19 protein-coding genes and 1 tRNA gene are annotated in these 14,072 nt (G+C 62.7%); 9 read left to right on the top strand and 11 right to left on the bottom strand.

Translation table 11 applies throughout. The features are described 5' to 3' along the window. Positions 1-53 precede the first annotated feature (53 nt). Together guaA and cbiD are read right to left on the bottom strand one after the other, a co-directional pair. Positions 54-1,640 (bottom strand): glutamine-hydrolyzing GMP synthase, encoded by a 1,587-nt coding sequence (gene guaA, locus ACJ0G7_RS06875; protein WP_043694042.1) that lies wholly within the window; start codon positions 1,638-1,640, stop codon positions 54-56. Between the two features lie 32 nt (positions 1,641-1,672). Then, positions 1,673-2,776 (bottom strand): cobalt-precorrin-5B (C(1))-methyltransferase CbiD, encoded by a 1,104-nt coding sequence (gene cbiD, locus ACJ0G7_RS06880; RefSeq protein WP_043694040.1) that lies wholly within the window; start codon positions 2,774-2,776, stop codon positions 1,673-1,675. A 46-nt stretch (positions 2,777-2,822) separates the two neighbouring features. Here cbiD and ACJ0G7_RS06885 point away from each other — a divergent pair, with 46 nt between their 5' ends. Together ACJ0G7_RS06885 and ACJ0G7_RS06890 are read left to right on the top strand one after the other, a co-directional pair. Beyond that, positions 2,823-3,971, top strand: a complete 1,149-nt coding sequence (locus ACJ0G7_RS06885; RefSeq protein WP_407395863.1) for a pyridoxal-phosphate-dependent aminotransferase family protein — start codon at positions 2,823-2,825, stop codon at positions 3,969-3,971. A 35-nt stretch (positions 3,972-4,006) separates the two neighbouring features. Further along, positions 4,007-4,078 (top strand) — tRNA-Gly (locus ACJ0G7_RS06890). A 15-nt stretch (positions 4,079-4,093) separates the two neighbouring features. Here the strand turns inward: ACJ0G7_RS06890 and ACJ0G7_RS06895 are convergent. The 3 genes from ACJ0G7_RS06895 to ACJ0G7_RS06905 all read right to left on the bottom strand — a co-directional run bounded on the left by ACJ0G7_RS06895 (position 4,094) and on the right by ACJ0G7_RS06905 (position 4,976). Further along, positions 4,094-4,309, bottom strand: coding sequence for a hypothetical protein (locus tag ACJ0G7_RS06895; RefSeq protein ID WP_043694038.1), 216 nt, complete (start codon positions 4,307-4,309; stop codon positions 4,094-4,096). A 95-nt stretch (positions 4,310-4,404) separates the two neighbouring features. After that, entirely contained in the window at positions 4,405-4,635 is a 231-nt protein-coding gene (locus ACJ0G7_RS06900; protein ID WP_407395864.1) for a hypothetical protein, read from the bottom strand. A gap of 38 nt (positions 4,636-4,673) precedes the next feature. Further along, entirely contained in the window at positions 4,674-4,976 is a 303-nt protein-coding gene (locus ACJ0G7_RS06905; RefSeq protein WP_043694031.1) for a hypothetical protein, read from the bottom strand. A gap of 84 nt (positions 4,977-5,060) precedes the next feature. Here ACJ0G7_RS06905 and ACJ0G7_RS06910 point away from each other — a divergent pair, with 84 nt between their 5' ends. After that, positions 5,061-5,576 carry an AbrB family transcriptional regulator gene (locus ACJ0G7_RS06910; RefSeq protein WP_043694027.1) on the top strand — a complete coding sequence of 172 codons (516 nt, stop codon included), beginning with the start codon at positions 5,061-5,063 and terminating at the stop codon, positions 5,574-5,576. 60 nt (positions 5,577-5,636) lie between these two features. Beyond that, positions 5,637-6,044: a DUF6554 family protein gene (locus ACJ0G7_RS06915; protein ID WP_043697166.1), complete on the top strand. Its 408-nt coding sequence runs from the start codon at positions 5,637-5,639 to the stop codon at positions 6,042-6,044. Between the two features lie 88 nt (positions 6,045-6,132). On the opposite strand, the gene ACJ0G7_RS06920 is transcribed toward ACJ0G7_RS06915, so the two are convergent. After that, positions 6,133-6,375: a hypothetical protein gene (locus ACJ0G7_RS06920; protein WP_407395514.1), complete on the bottom strand. Its 243-nt coding sequence runs from the start codon at positions 6,373-6,375 to the stop codon at positions 6,133-6,135. A 14-nt stretch (positions 6,376-6,389) separates the two neighbouring features. Then, on the bottom strand, positions 6,390-8,009 hold the full coding sequence (locus ACJ0G7_RS06925) for a DEAD/DEAH box helicase (RefSeq protein WP_407395515.1): 1,620 nt from the start codon (positions 8,007-8,009) through the stop codon (positions 6,390-6,392). Positions 8,010-8,154: 145 nt separating this feature from the next. Between ACJ0G7_RS06925 and ACJ0G7_RS06930 the strand changes: the two genes are divergently transcribed. Continuing rightward, a complete protein-coding gene (locus tag ACJ0G7_RS06930) occupies positions 8,155-8,556 on the top strand; it encodes an HNH endonuclease (protein ID WP_043694021.1) in 402 nt (133 codons plus the stop codon). A 4-nt stretch (positions 8,557-8,560) separates the two neighbouring features. Here ACJ0G7_RS06930 and ACJ0G7_RS06935 read toward each other — a convergent pair whose 3' ends face one another. Continuing rightward, positions 8,561-8,746 (bottom strand): hypothetical protein, encoded by a 186-nt coding sequence (locus ACJ0G7_RS06935; protein ID WP_052378216.1) that lies wholly within the window; start codon positions 8,744-8,746, stop codon positions 8,561-8,563. A 32-nt stretch (positions 8,747-8,778) separates the two neighbouring features. Here ACJ0G7_RS06935 and ACJ0G7_RS06940 point away from each other — a divergent pair, with 32 nt between their 5' ends. Then, positions 8,779-9,690, top strand: a complete 912-nt coding sequence (locus tag ACJ0G7_RS06940; protein ID WP_407395516.1) for an SDR family oxidoreductase — start codon at positions 8,779-8,781, stop codon at positions 9,688-9,690. Here ACJ0G7_RS06940 and ACJ0G7_RS06945 read toward each other — a convergent pair. Continuing rightward, a complete protein-coding gene (locus tag ACJ0G7_RS06945; RefSeq protein WP_407395517.1) occupies positions 9,668-9,841 on the bottom strand; it encodes a hypothetical protein in 174 nt (57 codons plus the stop codon). The two genes, ACJ0G7_RS06940 and ACJ0G7_RS06945, sit on opposite strands and share 23 nt — an antisense overlap. Before the next feature lie 22 nt (positions 9,842-9,863). On the opposite strand from ACJ0G7_RS06945, the gene pdxA reads away from it, so the two are divergent. Then, positions 9,864-10,886, top strand: coding sequence for a 4-hydroxythreonine-4-phosphate dehydrogenase PdxA (gene pdxA / locus ACJ0G7_RS06950; protein WP_407395518.1), 1,023 nt, complete (start codon positions 9,864-9,866; stop codon positions 10,884-10,886). Here pdxA and accB read toward each other — a convergent pair. Continuing rightward, on the bottom strand, positions 10,883-11,353 hold the full coding sequence (gene accB, locus ACJ0G7_RS06955; RefSeq protein WP_043694008.1) for an acetyl-CoA carboxylase biotin carboxyl carrier protein: 471 nt from the start codon (positions 11,351-11,353) through the stop codon (positions 10,883-10,885). The genes pdxA and accB overlap by 4 nt on opposite strands. Positions 11,354-11,358: 5 nt before the next feature. After that, entirely contained in the window at positions 11,359-11,919 is a 561-nt protein-coding gene (efp, locus tag ACJ0G7_RS06960; protein ID WP_043694006.1) for an elongation factor P, read from the bottom strand. Positions 11,920-11,983: 64 nt separating this feature from the next. On the opposite strand from efp, the gene ACJ0G7_RS06965 reads away from it, so the two are divergent. Both ACJ0G7_RS06965 and thiL read left to right on the top strand, forming a co-directional pair. Beyond that, positions 11,984-13,060, top strand: a complete 1,077-nt coding sequence (locus ACJ0G7_RS06965) for a peptidylprolyl isomerase (protein WP_407395519.1) — start codon at positions 11,984-11,986, stop codon at positions 13,058-13,060. Then, complete coding sequence (thiL, locus tag ACJ0G7_RS06970; RefSeq protein WP_407395520.1) at positions 13,057-14,049, top strand: thiamine-phosphate kinase; 993 nt, start codon at positions 13,057-13,059, stop codon at positions 14,047-14,049. Before ACJ0G7_RS06965 ends, thiL begins: the two co-directional genes overlap by 4 nt. Positions 14,050-14,072 lie beyond the last annotated feature (23 nt).

Genomic DNA, 14,072 nt, shown 5'->3' on the forward strand with positions numbered 1-14,072 from the left:
AGCCGGTGGCCCAAGGTATCGATCCCGGTCGGCCCCCACCAGCCCTCAGACGCTCATTCCCACTCAATCGTGCCGGGCGGTTTGCTGGTGATGTCCAGAACAACCCGATTCACTCCCTTCACCTCATTCACAATGCGGTTGGAGATGGTCTCCATCAGGTCGTACGGCAATCTCGACCAGTCGGCGGTCATGCCGTCCTCACTGGACACGCAGCGCAGCACCACCGGCCACGCATAGGTGCGCTTATCGCCCATCACACCGACGGATCGCACCGGCAGCAGCACCGCAAAGGCCTGCCAGATGTCGTGATACAGCCCCGCCTCTCGGATCTCCTCCCGCACGATCAGATCCGCATCACGCAGGCAGTTGAGCTTCTCGTCGGTGACCTCACCGAGGATGCGGATGGCCAGCCCCGGTCCAGGGAACGGATGCCGCCGGACGATCTCCTCCGGCAATCCCAGAGCTCGGCCGACTTTGCGCACCTCGTCCTTGAACAGCTTGCGCAGCGGTTCCACAAGCTTGAACTGCAGATCCTTGGGCAGACCACCCACGTTGTGGTGGCTCTTGATCTTCACGGCCACCCGTTCACCGGTCTTGGGATCAACGTTCGTGCCGGCGCTCTCGATCACATCCGGATAGAGCGTCCCCTGAGCGAGGTAATCAAAGGGCCCGAGCCGTCTGCTCTCCTCCTCGAACACCCGAATGAATTCGGTGCCGATGATCTTGCGTTTCTCCTCAGGATCGGTGATTCCTTTCAGCTTGCCGATGAAACGCTGACGGGCGTTGATGTATTCAACGTGAATATTGAACTTGCGGTCGAAGAAATCCATCAGGAATTCGGGTTCCCCTTTCCGCATGAAACCCTGGTCAATGAACATGCAGGTGAGCTGATCACCGATCGCCTTCTTCAGAAGAAAGGCGAGGGTGGAGGAGTCAACACCGCCGGAAAGAGCCAGAAGCACACGCTTCTCCCCCACCTGACTTCTGACCAGACGAACCGCTTCATCAATGAATGTCGTGGTGGTCCAGTCGGGATCGCAATTGCAGATGTGATAAACGAAGTTGCGGATCAGAGCCATGCCGCAGGTGGAGTGAACCACCTCCGGATGGAACTGCACGCCGTAGAGCCTGCGCTGAAGATGAGCAACAGCGGCTTCCGGGGTGTTAACGGTGTGCGCCAGACGCACAAAGCCCTCCGGCAGGGCTTTCACCGAATCACCATGACTCATCCACATCGTTGAGCCACTGTCGACATTGGTCAGCAGATCCGTCGGGTCGTCCACCTCGAGCGGCGCCTTGCCGTACTCGGCCTTGCCGGTGGCGGCTTCCACCACACCCCCCAGCTGCTGCACCATCAGCTGCATGCCGTAGCAGACGCCAAGCACTGGGATGCCCAGCTCCCAGATCGAGGGATCGCAGAGAGGGGCGCCTTCGGCATAGACCGAACTGGGTCCGCCACTGAGGATGATCCCCTTCGGCGCGATCCGGCGCAGCTCCTCCGCCGTTGTGCTGTACCCCAGCACCACCGAGAACACTTCGGTCTCCCGCACTCTGCGGGCGATCAGTTCGGAGTATTGGGAGCCGAAATCAAGGATGACGATGGCCGGCTGACGCTGACCGTCGGACGAAGGCTGGGACATCGATCCTGAGTGGTGCCGCTCACAAAGGAGCGTCAATCCCTCAGCGTAAAGAAGCGGTCCTCCGCCACGGGCCCACGCCAGCGCAGACTCCTGCCGCGATCAAACAGAGCGGCACCGATGCGCATGGACCAATCGCCGTAGCGAGCGATGTAGGCCCGACTGCGCTGCTCCACCGTCGCCGCCAGGTGACGACCGAGCCTCTCTCTCGCCTCGGGCTCCAGCCCCTGCAGGGCCTCCTCGACGGAATGCGCGTGCCGCAGCCGCTGAAGCTGCTGCGGCGACAGATCCTGATCCAGTCCCAGCGCCGTGAGCACCTCGAGACGGCCATCCGCCAGGTGGTGGTGGGTGTGGAAAATCCCGCCCGCCAACTTGACGAGCTTGCCGTGGTAGCCCAGCAGCAGCAGATCCTGAACGCCGGCCTCTGCTGCGGCCACCAACACCGGTCCGATCCAGTTGCCCACCTTCAGCAGAGGCTGCCAACCCGCGCGTCGGGCCAGATCGAGGCCGTTCTCACCGATCACCAGCACCAGTTGGCCGGCGAAGGACGCATCCGTTGCGAGAACCCGCAGTTCCGCAAGCACCATCTGCAACTGATCGGGATCCGCACTGCGCTGCACTTCTGCCTGGGTGCCGATCAGGGCCAGGCCATCCACAACCCCGAAGGCGGCATTGCTGGTGCGCTCCGCCAGCTCCCGCCCCCGTGGAAGCACCACCTCCACCCGCAGGCCACGATGCGACGGCACCAACGGTTCGAGGTTCACCGACAGCAGAGTTCTGGCAAAGGCGGAGAGACAGGGTTCTCCGTCGCTCTGCATGCGCCCCACCCCCTCTCCGGCCACCAGAACGATCGGGACCGCATCACGCTCGCACCATTCCACAAAGACCCAGATCTCCAGACCTCGTGTCAGATCCAACCCCTCTCCTGGTTCACAGCGGCTGATCGCCAGGGCGGAATCGCCCCCTGCCAGTGGAGCTGCCGAAAGCACGGGAACTGCCACAGGGGCATCCCGATCGGGAAGCTGCAACGGCTGCTGACCCTGAAACGGGCGATGCAGCAGAGCACACACAGCGGCACGGGCCGCGGCTGTCACCCACACCGGCAGAGTCAGTCCGGAAGCGGAGACGTTGATGGGCAGGGGAGCGGCTGTTTTCTAGAGTCGCTGATTGGCATCCTCCAGAGCCGTGCAGGACAAGCTCACCCTGATGATTCCGGGCCCGACACCGGTTCCCGAAACGGTGCTGAAGGCCATTGGCCGCCATCCCATCGGCCATCGCAGCGGCGACTTCCAGGAGATTGTGCGACGCACCACCGAGCAGCTGCAGTGGCTGCATCAGACCAGCGGGGATGTGCTGGTGATCACCGGAAGCGGCACCGCCGCCATGGAGGCCGGAATGATCAACACCCTGAGCCGTGGTGACCGGGTCCTCTGCGGAGACAACGGCAAGTTCGGTGAACGCTGGGTGAAGGTGGCACGCGCCTACGGCCTGGACGTGGAGGTGATCAAGGCGGAATGGGGCCAGCCACTGGACACCGAGGCGTTCCGCAGCGCCCTGGAAGCTGACACGGCCAAGCAGATCCGTGCCGTGATCCTCACCCATTCGGAAACCTCCACCGGGGTGATCAACGATCTTCAGACCATCTGCGGCCACGTGAAGGCCCACGGAACCGCCCTGACCATCGCCGACTGCGTCACCAGCCTCGGCGCAACGGATGTGCCCATGGATGCCTGGGGCATTGATGTCGTCGCCTCCGGCTCCCAGAAGGGCTACATGCTTCCTCCGGGACTGAGCTTCGTTGCCATGAGTGATCGGGCATGGGAGGCCTACGACCGCTCCGATCTGCCGAAGTTCTATCTGGATCTTGGACCGTATCGAAAGACAGCAGCGAAGAACAGCAACCCATTCACGCCAGCAGTGAATCTCTATTTCGGCCTGGAAGCCGCTCTGGAGATGATGCAGTCGGAGGGGCTCGAGGCGATCTTCACCCGTCATTCACGTCACCGCGCCGCCGCCCAGGCCGGCATGAAGGCGATCGGCATGCCTCTGTTCGCTGCCGAAGGCCATGGCAGTCCGGCGATCACAGCCGTGGCACCGGAAGGCATCGATGCGGAGTTGCTGCGCAAGACAGTCAAGGAGCGTTTCGATATTCTTCTGGCAGGCGGACAGGATCACCTCAAAGGCAAGGTTTTCCGCATCGGCCATCTCGGTTTCGTCTGTGATCGGGATGTGCTCACTGCCGTCTCAGCCATCGAAGCAACGCTGCAATCCCTTGGACTGCATCAGGGCAAGATGGGTTCAGGCGTGGCTGCGGCCGCAGAGGCTCTGAACTGAGCAAAACCAATGAGCGAGAGCGATCTCGCTTAATTGCGGGTGTAATTCAGTGGTAGAATGTCAGCTTCCCAAGCTGAACGTCGCCGGTTCGAATCCGGTCACCCGCTTGTTGAAGATCTGGATCAGGCTCTTGGTTTGATCAACTGCATGACCTGTGGGCCTGCGCATCCGGCGCGGCGCTCACGATCCAGACCCTTGAGAATCAGAGAACTTGCTTCGGCGATCTGTCCTGATTCAGCAACAGAGCGCGCTTGTTCGAAATAACCTTTCGCCGCCAATGTGTGAGCTTGCCGTTGCTCAGCCGCGAGAGCTGATGCCTTGGGAAGTGTGAGCGTCAAATTCCAGATAATTCCCTTGGTTAATATCTTACCGCGGTGGATGAATTTCTCCAGTCCTCCGGAGAAGTATCAAGAACTTTGATTGCTGATTCAGTTCAGGTGCCGGGCTCTTCTGCGTTTCCGCCGAGATCTGTGATCTGATCACGCAGAAAACTGCAACGCTCACTGTCACCGCGAGCTTCGGCGACAGCCAGAGCGAATTCGAGCTTCTCGAGCTGATGGCCACCCTCAACGAAGCCCGATCGCGTCATGACCGTCAGACCGTGGAGGGTTCGGGATGAATTGGTTGAGGTGCAAGCACCTGAGGCAGGGATGGTGGAGGCCATAGTTGCCTTTCTTTTCATTTTGGCATCAAGCGCCACCCTTATGCGGCGATGTCCTGACCGTGGTGTGACGCATCGAGGGACGAACCATCCTCACGCCAGCCCTCTGCCGCCGTCTCCGTGCTGAGCAGGTCGCGGGTCTCACGGAGCATCCGTTCAATCCCATCGAGCATCTGTCGCTCCTCCTCGGGAACCGTCTGACCGTCCTGACGTTGCTGACGCAGCTGAAGCTCCATGGCCTCGACGCGCTGCTCGAGGGTCAGCAGCCTCTGGGAGAGGGTGGTGATGGTCTGGGCCAGATCCTCGGCAGTGCGCGTGATCCGAAAGGACACCGATGAGCTCATCCGGTCAGGTCTCGACTGGCCCGATGACAGCACATGGGTTGCTCAGCCTCAAGTTCAGACTGACGAAGCCTGATGATGCGAACGATGCACCCAGTCGCCACGCTGTTGATCTACCTGGCTGCCGGCACCGCAGTCGGGCTGCTGGCTCTGCTCAGCCGCATTCCGGCCGCTCCGCTGGCCGGTGCCCTTCTGGGAGCAGGCCTGTTGAGCATGAGCGGTCGACTGGACAGCGCGGACTGGCCCAGCGGCACCAGGACCGTGCTGGAGATCGGCATCGGCACGGTGATCGGCACAGGGCTGACGCGCGCTTCCTTCGAACAACTGCAGGCACTCTGGCGGCCTGCCCTGCTGATCACCGTCACCCTGGTGCTCACCGGCATCGTGATCGGGCTGTGGAGCAGCAGGCTGCTCGGCATTGATCCCGTCGTCGCCCTGCTGGGCGCTGCCCCGGGGGGCATCAGCGGCATGAGTCTGGTCGGTGCGGAATTCGGCGTTGGTGCAGCGGTGGCAGCCCTGCACGCGGTTCGACTGATCACGGTGCTGCTGGTGTTGCCTGTGGTGGTGCGACTGCTGACTCCGATGACCCTTGGAAACTCCTGAGACGCCTGGACACCGCAGCCCGGATCGATACCGTTGGCCCAGTTTCCGCAGCATCGGTTCATGCGAGGTTTCGCTCCCTTTCCGGCCCTGGTCAGCCTCGGCCTGATCGGTGTCTGCGCTGCCACCGTGGCCGATGCTGCGGAACGCAAGCAGGACAAGGGCGCCAAGATCTACTGCTACATGCGCTCCAGCGGCAATGACCACGCCGTGAGCTGGAATGCGGCCTACGCCGTGATCAAGCGCCAAGGAAAAGGACCGTTCAAGACATCGCCGCAGCACGCCTCTGTGATGATCACCGAGTCGGTGGTCAACGACCCCGGCAATTTCCCCGACTGTGGCCAGTTCCTCGGCGATCTGTTCGGAGGCAGCTCGCAGACCTCCATCTCCAGTGGCCGACCTTCCCCTGCACCAACCAGCAACACTCCCAGCGGTTCCGAGACATTCGACGAGAACCGATACAGCTACTGAGAAACGGGGAATCCTGCTGATTCCGATCGCCGCATGCCTCCTGATCAGCTTCGGCTGCCGGGCACCGGAGCCCCCCGACACAAGGACGTCAGCTCAGAACAATGCCGCAGCACCAGGCTGTCTTGAGGCCTTCAGGGCAGATCAGCTGGAAGCCGTCCTTGATCGCTGTGATGCTGCCGTGAATGAGACACCGGAGGACCCTGCTGCACGAAGCGACCGCGCCCTTGTGCTCAACCTGCTCGGCAGGACGGCACAGGCCTGTGAGAACGTCGCGCAAGCGATCCAGTTGCAGCAACAACAGGGTGACGCCGTTGAGCCGATGCTGCGTCATGAGCTGAGTGTGCGTCAGGCAGCCTGCAGGCAGGAACGCACCATGGCAGGCAGAGACTGACGCTCGAGGGCGATGCGACGTGGTCCAAGCAAGACATCGATCCGATCGGCCTTGCTGGCCACCAGACCATCCACCAGCTGGTCAGCAGGACCGAGCTGCAGCCAGTGGCAGGTCAGCCCATCCCCCATACCGAGCCGATGGCAGCGATCCTCCGCCTGCTCCAGATCTCCTGGAGTCCAGGGACGTTCCAGAAGCACCACATGTCTCGCCCGATGCAGGGTGAATCCAAGCCCGCCCGTGCCGTAGGTGGCGAGCAGCAGATCGCAGTCCTGCTGCTGAAAGCGATCCACAGCGCGCTGACGATCCTGTGGACGCTGACGTCCGGTGAGCAGCTCTCCGCCGACCCGCTGATGCAGCAGCACCAGCGGATCAACGAAGCCACTGAAGACCACCACGGCTTGCCCGTCTGAGCGCAACCGTGACAACAGAGCCTCCAGGGCGGGGAGCTTGAACTCCGAGGCGATCCGACGCAGGGAGGTCAGCACCGCCAGAGGCTCGGCATCGGAGCGCACCTGACCGAGCCTGACCCGGTGTCGATAGTCCTCCACAACGAGATCGACCCGGTGATCGAAGCCGAGCGCCTCCCGCTCCGTGAGCTCGACAGGATGCAGTGCACGCTGCTTGGGGGGAAGATCCAGCACCTGGGCCTTGCGGCGATGAAGGATCAGCGGACGGGTGAGACGCCTCAACCCCTCGAGCTCACTGGCACCATCCGCCTGCCAGCGCTGACGTCCCCGCTGTTCACGCCAATGGCCCTGGCAGAACCGTTCCTCATAGCTGCGTCGGTCGCGGGCAATCGGGTGATCGATCGCAGCAAGGAGTGGATAAAGCTGAGCAGGACGCCCGTTCTTCATCGGGGTCCCGGTGATCATCCAGATCGCCCGCAATCGGGGATGGCGTGCCAGACGCAGCAGGGCAGCCGTGCGTTTCGCCCGGATCGACTGAGCGAAATGGGCCTCATCCACCAGGAGCACGGTGCCGGCAGGCGGCAGATCCCCGGGCAGCCTGGCCCAGCTGGCCAACGCAATGGAGAGACCGACGGCATCCGCCTCCTGACGCCAGTGGCGATGAAGCCCGACGGGCGCGATCACCAGAACTCTCACCTCCATGCAGCGGACCATGGCGCGGGCCGCCAACAGAGCCGTCAGCGTCTTGCCCAGACCCATCTCATCGGCCAGCAAGGCACCCCGTCGCGCCAACAGCCAGCGCACACCGCTGCGCTGATGCCGCAGAGGCTGACGACCATCGGGCAGAACCTGCTGAAGATCGGCCGCCGCCACCAGATCCCTGTGGGACGGCATCGGCGGCAGAGGGTGACGGCTCCAGCTCAGCCATTGCTCCAGATCCGGAGCGATGTGAAACCGCTTGCCGAGTTGCGTCTGCAGGGCATCCGCCGCAGCCAGTGGGAATTCCCAGCCCGCGGCGGGGCCATGCCAATGCCCCCTGGGACGGATCCGTTTCAGCTGCGCCTGTGTGACCGCATCGAATGGACTGACGACACGGATCAGACCTGCGGGAGACAGACCTAGATAACAGTGAGCAGGTGACGATGGCGTCGTGAACGCCCCCCACAAACATTCACTTTAATGGCGTGCAGCTTGAGAGCAAGAGCAGAGATGAAGTTTTCCTCTGGAGCTGGAGAAACCTTTGTTTTTGCAGCGCTCGACACATTGACGGAGCATGCATTCGAGGCAAGATTCGTTCAGCCGATTGACTCGGATGCATAGCAGAGATGCCGTTTTTCTTGACGAACTCTGCCCGAAATTACGCGTCCGACGTTGGAGACAATCTCTCCATACTCACACCGGTCAAAGTTGTATTTATTGCGGCAAACCTTCCGAATCCATTGATCATGTCCTTCCTCGCAGCAGAGGTGGACTGAGCGTTACCGAAAACTGTGTCCCGGCATGTCTGTCCTGCAACGGTCACAAGTCTGATTCGGATGTCTTCGAGTGGTACCGGCGACAGCGCTTCTACGACCCCAGAAGGGCCATGGCGATCCGCGCCTGGATGGATGGTGATCTGCGTCTGGCTCTGAGGTTGCTGCAGTGGGCTCAGCCGAATCAGGCCCCATCCGCCGACCGGACAGGTGACAAGAACCTGACCTTCCAGACCATCTGAACCCTCACCAGACCCGACAGACCGGCGCCGGATGATGCCGCTGACAGATCGAAGCGTCGGCAACTGGATCCTCCGGAGCCAGCAGCCCAGCCACCAGGCAGAGAAGCAGAGGCAGAATGATGGAGAGAGGGACAGCGGCGGCCTCGCCGGTCGACACCGGACCGCATGACCGCAGACAGGACGAACTCATGACCACAACGAAGCACTGATACAGGTGTACTGATGCTCAATGAGCTTGTCAACCGCAGCCGGGCTCTGCCTGCCAGCGCGAAAGTCCTGATTCTTGGCGGGGGATACAGCGGCCGGATGCTCGCGGCACTGCTGCGGCGGCTGGGGAACACGGTGCTCTGCACACGACGCGATCAGTCACGGCCCGATGCCGACCTGCTGTTCGACAGCGACCGCGACCTGCTGCCGCAACCTGATGCCCTGCAGGGCATCACCCATCTGCTCAGCACCATTCCGCCGTCACCGGAAGGACAGGATCCCGCCCTGCACTGCCTGCGATCCCAGCTGGAATCAATGCCGTTGCAGTGGGTGGGGTATCTCAGCACCACTGGGGTCTACGGCGATACTCAGGGGAACTGGGTGCGTGAAACAGACCCGGCACGACCCGGGCAAGCCCGCAGCCGTCGACGTCTGGACTGCGAAGAGGCCTGGCGGGATTCCGGGCTGCCGATCCAGATCCTGCGTCTGCCGGGCATCTACGGCCCGGGGCGATCCGTCCTCAACACGGTGCAGGAGGGTCGGGCCCGTCGGATCGACAAAACCGGGCAGGTTTTCTGCAGGGTGCATGTCGAGGACATCGCCGGTGCCTGTCTGCACCTGATGCATCGCTCACAGGAGGGCTTGCATCCCGCCATCGTCAATGTCGTCGACGATGAACCGGCCGCCAGTACCGAACTGCTGGACCATGCCTGTGCACTGCTCGGCAGAAACGCGCCGGAGACGGAGACCTTCGAGCAGGCCAGTCTGCAGATGAGTGCCATGGCACGCTCCTTCTGGAGCGAGAACCGAAGGGTGAGCAATCATCTGCTGCGGGATGGTCTCGGTTATGACCTGCTTCATCCCGACTACCGCGTCGGATTGCAGGACTGTCTGAAGCAGGACGTCAGTCCTTCGTCGCCGGCGTAGCAGGGTCACCGATGATCAGGCGGTTGAAATCGATGGGTTCCTCCTCGGTGTCAGCGGCAGGCAACCCCATGTCTCCCAGCATCTTGTTCCAGTTCACCGTCAGCCACTGATTTCGAAACCCCGTGGCCAGCCCCACGAGCAGCAGACCCAACAGGAACAACCGCAGCACAGCGATGGAGACATCCGACCACGACGCTACCCAACGCCTTGTGATCGCTCTGGGGGATCCTGCGGGCATCGGGATGGAAGTGACGCTGAAGGCGCTTGCCTCTCCAGAGCTGCCGCAAGCGATGAAACCGATGCTGGTGGGCTGTCGCCGAACCCTGCTGGAGACCCACGACCGGTTGAGACGGCTCGGCTGCACCGCTTTGGCCGATCCGGAGCATCTGACGATCGACGATCGACCACTGATCGCTCCCATCCAGCCGGGGCAAGGTGATGCACGCAGCGGCGAAGCGAGTTTCCACTGGCTCACCGTCGCCGTGGACCATCTGGTGAGCCGCGGCGCGCGCGCCCTGGTCACCGCACCGATCGCCAAACATCTCTGGCATGCAGCAGGACACATCTATCCCGGTCAGACCGAACGCCTGGCTGAACTGGCGGGTTGCCCGCACGCATCCATGCTGTTCACGGCACGTTCTCCCCTGAACGGCTGGCGGCTGAACACCCTGCTGGCCACCACCCACATCCCGTTGCAGCAGGTACCCGACGTTCTGAACGAAGAGGTGCTGGTCGACAAACTCGATGCTCTGCTGGCGTTCTGCCAGCGTTTTCATCCCAGACCTCACCTGGCAGTCGCCGGTCTCAATCCCCACGCCGGCGAGGAAGGTCAACTGGGAGCAGAGGAGAACGACTGGATCAGACCCGCCCTGGACCGCTGGCGGCTGGCGCACCCGGACGTGCGCCTTGATGGTCCGTTGCCGCCGGACACCTGCTGGCTGGCCGCCGGACGAGCCTGGCAAGCACTGGATGAAGACGCGGCACCGCATGGATACCTTGCCCTCTATCACGATCAGGGGCTGATCCCGGTGAAGCTGCTCGCCTTCGATGCGGCTGTCAACACCACCCTGGGCCTGCCTTTCCTGCGCACGTCGCCGGACCACGGCACCGGTTTCGACATCGCCGGACGAGGAATCGCCCGACCTCAGAGCATGATTGCCGCTCTGCAGGCGGCCTGGGAGCTGACGACGCCCTAGGCGGGTCGCACCCGCATCAGCACCTGTCCGAATTCAACGGGCGTGCCGTTGTCAACAAGGATTTCGACCACATCTCCACTCACCTCGGCCTCCAGTTCGTTCATCAGCTTCATGGCCTCGAGAATGCAGATGGTCTGGCCGACGTTGATGCGGTTTCCGACTTCAATGAACGGAGACTCTCCGGGGGCAGGAGCCCGATAGAACGTGCCCACCATCGGTGCGGTGATGTCCACCAGATCACTGCGCGTGGCAGCCGCGGCCGGAGGAGGGGACGCGGGAGCGGTCTCGCTCACGATCGGGGCAGCAGCGGCGACGGGAGTCGGAGCCACCGTGGTCATCACGGTCTGGGTGGGGAGATTGCGCCGGATCTCCAGCCGGAAATCGTCGCTCTCAAGACGGAATTCCTGAATGTCGCTCTCACCGAGCGCCTCAAGAAGCCGATGCAGTTGGTCGTGATCGAGCTGCATGATGATCAGTTGTCGCGGCCGAGGTAGCTGTCGTTGCGGGTGTCGACCTTGATCCTCTCGCCGACGGAAAGGAAAAGGGGAACCATCACCTGAGCTCCTGTCTCGAGGATGGCCGGCTTGGTGCCGCCGGTGGCCGTATCACCCTTCACTCCCGGATCGGTTTCGGTGATCTCAAGCACAACGGAATTGGGCAGCTCCACCTCCAGGGGGCTGCCGTTCCAGGAGACGACGTTCACCTCCATGCCCTCCTTGAGGTACTTGCGACTCTCTCCGATCTGTTCGGCTGACAACCGGGTCTCTTCATAGGACGCCATATCCATGAACACGAAATCCTCCCCTTCCATGTAGGTGTGCTGCAGAGAGGACTTCTCCAGGATCGCCTGGGGAACCATCTCGCCCGCGCGGAAGGTCTTCTCCACGACGCTGCCGCTCTTCACCGCCTTGAGCTTGGAGCGGACAAAGGCGGAACCCTTGCCGGGCTTGACGTGCAGGAACTCCACCACGCGCCAGACCGCACCATCGAGTTCGATCGTGGTGCCGGTGCGAAAGTCGTTGCTGGAGATCATTCCGGCTGGACGGTTCAGGGGATCATACGGCTGTGCCAAAGTCCCGTCAGCACTGGGGTTCCCCTTGGCCCATCAGCGTTTTAAAGCCCTCCTGATCACCCTGATCACCACCGGACTGTTCCTTGTGGTGACCCCCGCCTGGGCGGGACTGCCGCAGGGGAATGCCGTGAAGGACCCGGCCGCGATCCTCAGGGACGCCCTGCCCTTCGATCAGCAGGACATCCGCACCCTGCAGCATCGTCTCGAGCTCACCAGCGATGACCTCCGGGCCAAGCGCTGGAGTGCTCTCGGCAAGGCCGTGAGCCGCAGTCAGGCGCTCCTGAACACACGTCGGAGCACCATCCTCAATGCGGTCCCGGAAGACCGGCGCAGCAGAGCCGAGGATCTGCTCGCACAGGTGGACACCGGTCTGGAGGATCTGCAGCAGACCGTTCAAGCCGCTGACAAACCGGAATTCATCGCCAATCGACGCAAGACCTTGCGCCATATCGGTGATGTGGAAGCTCTGCTGGTGGAGGACGGCTTCGAGCGCGCGATCCCTGCCGAATTCGATGCCCTGCCGCGTCTGCAGGGGCGCGCAACCCTCACCATCAGCACCACGCAGGGGGATCTCACCACCGTCGTGGATGGCTACAACGCCCCCCTGACGGCAGGTGCCTTCGTTGATCTGGCGTTGAAGGGGTTCTACGACGACCTGCCCTTCATCCGCGCCGAGGACTTCTACGTGATCCAGAGCGGAGATCCCGAGGGACCGGAGATCGGCTATGTCGATCCCGCCACGGGGCAAGAACGCCAGGTGCCCCTGGAGATTCGCGTGCCCGAGGAACCGGAGACCCTCTACAACGAAACCTTTGAAGACGTCGGCCTGTACAAGGCGACGCCGACTCTGCCCTTCGCCACGCTCGGCACCCTGGGCTGGGCCCATTCGGCCCAGGCCATCAACGACGGATCGTCCCAGTTCTTCATGTTCCTGTACGAAGCGGAGCTGACTCCGGCAGGGCTCAACCTGGTGGATGGTCGCAACGCCGCCTTCGGCTACGTCGTTGAGGGATTTGATGTGCTCGAAGAGCTCACCACCGATGACCGGATCCGATCGATCAAGGTGATCGATGGTGCCGACGGCCTCCGATCTCACGCATGATCGAAACCCTGGCTGACCTGGGTGAAGCGGAGCTGCTGCGGCGGCTGGCGGGCTTCGCACCGGTCGGCCAGCTGGATGACGACACCGCGTGCCTGGGAGCGGACCCGCGTCCGTTGCTGGTCAACACCGATGTGCTGGTGGATGGCATCCATTTCAGTGACGGCACCACCGCCCCCATGGATGCAGGCTGGCGGGCCGTGGCGGCCAACCTGTCGGATCTGGCGGCAAGCGGTGCCGATCATGTCGACGGCATCACGGTCGCCCTGGTGGCTCCGGGAACAACACCGTGGAGCTGGGTGAATGGGTTGTACGAAGGAATCGCGGCCGCACTCGAACAGCATGGTGGGGTTCTGCTGGGAGGTGATTGCTCGACCGGCAGCCAACGACTGATTTCGATCACAGCCCTTGGCCGTCTCGGTCCGCTGCGACTGCACCGCAACGCGGCGCGACCAGGGGATGTGCTGGTGACGAGCGGGCCTCACGGCCTCAGCAGGCTTGGCCTGGCGCTGCTGCAGAACGATCGTCACCTGCCCGACGGCGACCTGCCCGAAACGCTCAAGGCCGCGGCCGTTGCTCAGCATCGCCGTCCGATTCCCCGCTTTGATGCCCTCAAGGCCCTGGTGAACTGCAAACCGGCGCAGCTTCCCTGGCGTGCCGGTGGCACAGACAGCAGCGACGGTCTGCTCGCAGCCGTTCAGGCACTGTGCAGCAGCAGTGGTTGTGGTGCGGAGCTGGATCATGCCCGACTGCCGCGCCCCGGGCAGTGGCCGCTGGGAGAACCCTGGGACCGCTGGTGCATGACGGGCGGCGAGGATTTCGAACTGGTGCTCAGCCTTCCTGAGGACTGGGCGGAAGCATGGCTCAGTGCACTCCCCGGGAGTCAGCGATTCGGACGGATCACCGCCAATCCAGACAGCCTGATCTGGAGCGGAGATCACGCTGCCGTTGAACTGTCCGGGTCCGGCTTCGATCACTACCGATCGGCATGAAAAAACCCTCCCCGAGGGGAGGG

The sequence above is a fragment of the Parasynechococcus sp. genome, from assembly GCF_045559935.1.
Lineage (GTDB): Bacteria > Cyanobacteriota > Cyanobacteriia > PCC-6307 > Cyanobiaceae > Parasynechococcus.

Excerpts from the sequence above, each read along its gene's own strand:
- pdxA (WP_407395518.1), top strand. The coding sequence starts at position 9,864 with ATGGAGACATCCGACCACGACGCTACCCAACGCCTTGTGATCGCTCTG.
- ACJ0G7_RS06930 (WP_043694021.1), top strand. The coding sequence starts at position 8,155 with ATGCATAGCAGAGATGCCGTTTTTCTTGACGAACTCTGCCCGAAATTA.
- ACJ0G7_RS06900 (WP_407395864.1), bottom strand. The coding sequence starts at position 4,635 with ATGGCCTCCACCATCCCTGCCTCAGGTGCTTGCACCTCAACCAATTCA.
- ACJ0G7_RS06905 (WP_043694031.1), bottom strand. The coding sequence starts at position 4,976 with ATGAGCTCATCGGTGTCCTTTCGGATCACGCGCACTGCCGAGGATCTG.
- ACJ0G7_RS06920 (WP_407395514.1), bottom strand. The coding sequence starts at position 6,375 with ATGACGCAGCATCGGCTCAACGGCGTCACCCTGTTGTTGCTGCAACTG.
- efp (WP_043694006.1), bottom strand. The coding sequence starts at position 11,919 with ATGATCTCCAGCAACGACTTTCGCACCGGCACCACGATCGAACTCGAT.
- ACJ0G7_RS06915 (WP_043697166.1), top strand. The coding sequence starts at position 5,637 with ATGCGAGGTTTCGCTCCCTTTCCGGCCCTGGTCAGCCTCGGCCTGATC.
- ACJ0G7_RS06940 (WP_407395516.1), top strand. The coding sequence starts at position 8,779 with ATGCTCAATGAGCTTGTCAACCGCAGCCGGGCTCTGCCTGCCAGCGCG.
- accB (WP_043694008.1), bottom strand. The coding sequence starts at position 11,353 with ATGCAGCTCGATCACGACCAACTGCATCGGCTTCTTGAGGCGCTCGGT.
- thiL (WP_407395520.1), top strand. The coding sequence starts at position 13,057 with ATGATCGAAACCCTGGCTGACCTGGGTGAAGCGGAGCTGCTGCGGCGG.
- guaA (WP_043694042.1), bottom strand. The coding sequence starts at position 1,640 with ATGTCCCAGCCTTCGTCCGACGGTCAGCGTCAGCCGGCCATCGTCATC.
- ACJ0G7_RS06935 (WP_052378216.1), bottom strand. The coding sequence starts at position 8,746 with ATGAGTTCGTCCTGTCTGCGGTCATGCGGTCCGGTGTCGACCGGCGAG.
- ACJ0G7_RS06910 (WP_043694027.1), top strand. The coding sequence starts at position 5,061 with ATGCACCCAGTCGCCACGCTGTTGATCTACCTGGCTGCCGGCACCGCA.